The organism is Jiangella anatolica (genome assembly GCF_003236295.1).
GTDB classification, from domain to species: domain Bacteria; phylum Actinomycetota; class Actinomycetes; order Jiangellales; family Jiangellaceae; genus Jiangella; species Jiangella anatolica.
Genome location: NZ_POTW01000172.1, coordinates 1 through 4,989, shown reverse-complemented (window position 1 = coordinate 4,989; position 4,989 = coordinate 1). Strand labels below are relative to the sequence as shown.

5 protein-coding genes are annotated in these 4,989 nt (G+C 73.9%); 3 read left to right on the top strand and 2 right to left on the bottom strand.

The window, feature by feature from the left end:
* The coding region (locus C1I92_RS32630; RefSeq protein ID WP_111258789.1) for a spermidine synthase at nt 1-817 on the bottom strand (817 nt) is incomplete at its 3' end.
* Nucleotides 818-835: 18 nt separating this feature from the next.
* On the opposite strand from C1I92_RS32630, the gene mgrA reads away from it, so the two are divergent.
* From mgrA to C1I92_RS32615, 3 genes are all read left to right on the top strand, one after another.
* Nucleotides 836-1,897: an L-glyceraldehyde 3-phosphate reductase gene (mgrA, locus tag C1I92_RS32625; protein WP_111258788.1), complete on the top strand. Its 1,062-nt coding sequence runs from the start codon at nt 836-838 to the stop codon at nt 1,895-1,897.
* A 4-nt stretch (nt 1,898-1,901) separates the two neighbouring features.
* On the top strand, nt 1,902-2,666 hold the full coding sequence (locus C1I92_RS32620) for a class I SAM-dependent methyltransferase (protein ID WP_111258787.1): 765 nt from the start codon (nt 1,902-1,904) through the stop codon (nt 2,664-2,666).
* A gap of 147 nt (nt 2,667-2,813) precedes the next feature.
* Complete coding sequence (locus C1I92_RS32615; RefSeq protein ID WP_233507557.1) at nt 2,814-3,212, top strand: SCO2097 family morphological protein; 399 nt, start codon at nt 2,814-2,816, stop codon at nt 3,210-3,212.
* Nucleotides 3,213-3,379: 167 nt separating this feature from the next.
* Here the strand turns inward: C1I92_RS32615 and C1I92_RS32610 are convergent.
* Nucleotides 3,380-4,989 (bottom strand): transglutaminase TgpA family protein (locus tag C1I92_RS32610; protein WP_233507556.1); only part of this gene is annotated, 1,610 nt, incomplete at its 5' end.

Here is a 4,989-nt window from a genome sequence, read left to right as displayed (position 1 = left end):
AGATGTGTAGAAGAGACAGGACCAGCTCCTTGACCCGCTCCGGCTCCACGTAGCGGGCCCGGACGGCGCCACCGGCCAGCCGCCGGATCAGCGCGTCCGAGGGCAGCGGCTCCTGCGACGCCACCAGCACGACGTTGCCGTACCGGCGCCCGCGCAACTGGCCGGGCTCGGCGATCAGCGCGACGTGCGCGAACACCTCCAGCGCGGTCGCCGCCTCGACGCGGGACTCGCGGACCTGTGCTGTGTCCGCGACGTTGCCGGCGTAGAGGCCGCCGGGCAGCAGCACCCGCGCGACCTCGGCGTAGAACGCCGTCGCGGTGAGGTGCGGCGGCACCTGGGCGCCGTCGAACGCGTCCCGGACGACGGCGGCCGAGTGCGCCGCCGGCAACGAGCCCAGCCCGGCCAGCCCGTCGGCGGCGCGCAGCCGCAGCCCCCGCACCGCGCGCAGCCCGAACGCCTGCCGCATCAGCGTGACCAGCGCGGCGTCGACCTCGAACACCGTCTGCGGCGAGCCCGGCCGCGTCGCCGCCACGTACAGCGCGAGCGTGCAGCCCGCCCCGCCGACGTGGACGACGGACAGTGGCTCGCCCGGCGGCACGGCGACGTCGAGGACGTGGCCGGTCCACTGCATGTACTCGAAGTCCAGCCGGGTGGGGTCGTTGAGGTGGACGTAGGAGCTGGGCACGCCGTTGACCATGATCGTCCAGCCACCGGGGTCGGACCGGTCGGGAACGAGCTCCGCCGTCCCGGAGTCGATGTCGTGGACGCCGGCGAACCGGTCGGGACGGGGACGGTCGCTGGCGCGGGACGGGGGCACGGGCGATAGGTTCGCAGCATGGCTGACCGTCCGCAAAAGAACCTCCACGTAGGCGCGCCGTACCGGGCCGACGAGGCGCGCTACATCGACACCCCGTACCGCCGCAGCGGTCGCACCGGACTGAAGCTGCCGGCGATCTCGCTGGGCCTGTGGCAGAACTTCGGCGACGAGTCGCCGCTGGCCACGCAGCGGGCCATCCTGCGCACCGCGTTCGACCGCGGCGTCACGCACTTCGACCTGGCCAACAACTACGGCCCGCCGCCCGGCTCGGCGGAGAAGAACTTCGGCCGCATCTTCGCCGAGGACTTCCGCCCGTACCGCGACGAGCTGATCATCTCGACGAAGGCCGGCTACGACATGTGGCCCGGCCCGTACGGCGAGTGGGGCTCGCGCAAGTACCTGCTGGCCAGCCTCGACGCGTCGCTGGACCGGATGGGCCTGGACTACGTCGACATCTTCTACTCGCACCGCTTCGACCCCGACACGCCGCTCGAGGAGACGATGGGCGCGCTGGACACCGCGGTGCGGTCCGGCCGGGCGCTGTACGCCGGCATCTCGTCGTACTCGCCGGAGCGGACCCGCGAGGCCGCGGCCATCATGCGCGAGCTGTGCACGCCGCTGGCCATCCACCAGCCGTCGTACTCGATGTTCAACCGCTGGATCGAGGCCGGCCTCACCGAGGCGTGCGCCGACGAGGGCCTCGGCATCATCGCGTTCTCGCCGCTGGCGCAGGGGCTGCTGACGCAGAAGTACCTCGGCGGCGTGCCCGACGACTCGCGCGCGGCCCGCGGCGGATCGTTCTCGTCGTCGCTGATCACCGATGACGTCGTCGAGCGGCTGCGGGCGCTGAACGAGGTCGCCCAGTCGCGCGGCCAGACGCTCGCCCAGCTGGCGCTGTCGTGGGCGCTGCGCGACGAGCGGGTGACGTCGGTGCTGATCGGCGCCCGGACGGTGGCCCAGCTGGAGGACAGCCTGGGCGCGCTGGACCGGCTCGACCTCACCGACGGCGAGCTCGCCGAGATCGACAAGTCCGCCGTCGAGGCGGGGCTGAACATCTGGGCCCGCTCGAGCGACGCGTGACGCGATGAACGAGCGCGTCCGCCGCAACCCGCGCACCGAGGCGATCTGGACCCAGCTGTACGAGGCGCTGGCCGCGCTGAGCACGTCCACCGGCCGCCGCGAGCTCGACATCGTCGACCTCGGCGGCGGGAGCGGCGTGTTCGCGGTGCCGCTGGCCCGCATCGGCCACCGCGTCACCGTCGTCGACCCGAGCCCGAACGCGCTGGCCACGCTGGCCCGCCGGGCCGCCGAGGAGGGGGTCGGCGACCAGATCAGCGCCGTGCAGGGTGACGCGGCCGGGCTGGCCGGCGTCGTCGGCCCGGACGGCGCCGACGTCGTGCTGTGCCACGGCGTGCTGGAGGTCGTCGACGACGTCGGTGGAGCGGTGACGGCGATCGCGGCGGCGCTGCGCCCCGGCGGCGTCGCCAGCGTCGTCGTCGCCCAGCGCTACGCCGCCGTACTGGCCAAGGCGCTGGCCGGGCACCTGGGCGACGCACGGCGGCTGCTCGACGACCCGGACGGCCGCTGGGGCGCGTCGGACCCGCTGCCACGCCGGTTCGACGAGGACGGTGTCCGCGCGCTGCTCGCCGGCGCCGGGCTGGCGGTCGACGAGGTACACGGCGTGCGCGTGCTCACCGACCTGGTCGCCGGCAGTGTCGTCGACGACCCTGCGGAGGCGGCCGCTCTCGCCGAGCTGGAGGCCGCCGTCGTCGCGCACCCGGCGTTCCGGGCCGTCGCCGCGGCGCTGCACGTGCTTGCCCGCCGACCGGCCGCCGGAGGGGTACCGTGAGATCGACCGGCTTCGGTCGAACGCCTGGCTTTCTTCGGTGGCGTCGGCCGCATATGCTGGTCCTTACAGCAGGTGCCCATAGATTTCCGTGTTCATTGGAGGGGAACGGTGCCACTCTCCGATCATGAGCAGCGGCTGCTCGAGCAGATGGAGCAGGCGCTCCTCGCCGAGGATCCGAAGTTCGCCACCGCGATGCGTGGCGCGGATCTGCGTCGGCGCTACCGGCGGCGTGCTGTTCTCGCCGGCCTGGTCTTCGTCGTCGGTGTCGTGATGCTCATGACGGGCGCGGTCACCGCGGTGATCGCCCTCGGTGTCGCGGGTTTCGTGGTCATGCTCGGCTCGGCCTTCTACGCCGTCACCTCCTGGCGACGCGTGCCGCCCACCGATGGCGCGGCCGCCACCGCCGCCACGGGCGAGGTGCCCGACATCAGCCCCGGCTCGCCGCGCCGGCAGCGCCGTCCCAAGGGACCGCGTACGAGCGGCTCGTTCATGGAGCGCATGGAGCAGCGCTGGCGCAACCGGCGCGAGCGCGGCTACGGCCAGTAACCCTTACCGATCCATCGCGGTCAGCGCCGCCCCAGCCAGCAGAGCTGAGGCGGCGTTTCCGCGTCCAGGGCGTCCATGAGCGCCCGGTGGTCCGGACCTAGCGACGTGACCTGCGGCACCGCACGGGCGGCCGGCGCCCTGGTGTCATTCGACGGGCGACCCCGGTGTCACTCGGCCGGCGGACGGGGCACCGGGAGCCGGCGGCGCAGGGCGGCCGACGCGGCCGAGGCGCGCAGCCGTTCGCCGGCGTCGTCGAGCCAGGCGAAGCCGTCGACCAGGCGCCGGTTGGCCTCGCCGGCGCTGTCGCGCAGCCGCGTCGGCAGCAGGAACGCCACCACCCGCCGGCCCACCGACGCGGACCGGCCGATGGAGCGGCGCACGAGGTCGGTGTCGGCCCGCAACGCCTCCACCGGCTCGGCCCGGCGGGCGTACCGCGCCTGCTCCACCGCGCCGACCAGATGGTTCAGCAGGTCGCGTTCGTCGTCGTCCAGCGACGCGGCCGTCGCCAGCCGGCGGCCGGTGGCCCGTGGCGTCGCCGCCGGGTCCCAGGGCAGCCCGGCGTCGCGGGCGGTCTCGCGCAGGTCGGCCCAGGCCGCCTCGGCCGAGGCCCGCGGATCGTCACCGGCACGGCGCCAGCGCAGCTCGCGGCCGATCCGGGCCCCGACCGTCGGGGTGAGGAAGAACGCCGCCAGTGCCAGCGCGCCGAGCAGGATCAACGGCCACTGCGACGGCGGGTCCTGCTGGCCGGCCGCGGCGCCGCCGCCGAGCTCGTCGTCGCGCGGGATCGACGGCGCGGTGCTGGACGGCTGCGGCGCCGGGGCCGTCGGGTCGATGCCGGGCACCTCCGGGGCCTCGTTGGGGACCCGGGTCCAGTCCGGCGCGACGCCGGTGATCGCGGCCGGCGTGGGCTCGAACCGGACCCAGCCGGACCCCTCGAAGTACAGCTCCGGCCATGCGTGCGAGTTGTGGGAGCGGACCAGGAACGTCCCGTTGCCCTGGTAGTCGCCGCCGGTGAAGCCGACCGCGACCCGGGCCGGGATGCCCAGGTAGCGGGCCATGATCGCCATCGTTGCGGCGAACTGCTCGCAGTAGCCGGTGCGCTCGGTGAGGAAGTCCTCCAGCGCGGTGGCCGAGTGCCCGGACGTCGACTCGATGTCGTACTCGAAGTCGCCCAGCTCGGGGCTGCGGAACCACTCCTGCAGCGCGGCGGCCCGGCTGAAGTCGTCGGCGGCGCCCTGGGTGACCTGGTCGGCGAGCTCGGTGACGATCGAGGGCAGCTCGTCGGGCAGCTCCAGCATCGCGTCGACGTCGTCGCTGGGCGGGCCGGCGCTGCGCAGCGCGTCGACCGTCGGCGCCAGCGCCAGGCTCTGCACGCCGTACCTGCGGGCCCGGACGTCGTCGCCGTCGGCCACGACGTCCAGCGTCGGCCCGTGGTAGCGCCAGTCGCCCTCGATCTCGATGCGCTGCGCCGGGTAGGGGAGCGGCAGCCAGCTGGAGCTGAAGTCGTCGGTGACGGTGATGTCGTAGTCGACGACCGGCCATTCGCCCTCGTCGAGGCCCTGCGGCCACGGCATGCCGGAGTCGACGGAGTCGGGCACCGGCCGGTCCGACGTCTTCCACTCCTCGCCGTCGAACACGTCGAGCGTCACGATGCGGATGTAGGTCTCCTGGTTGGCCGACGAGGTGTACCGCAGCACCTCGACGTTCTCGGCGCGCTGCAGGTTGCGCTGCAGGTCGACGATCGGGTTGTCCGTCCGGATGGTCTGCCCACCACCCC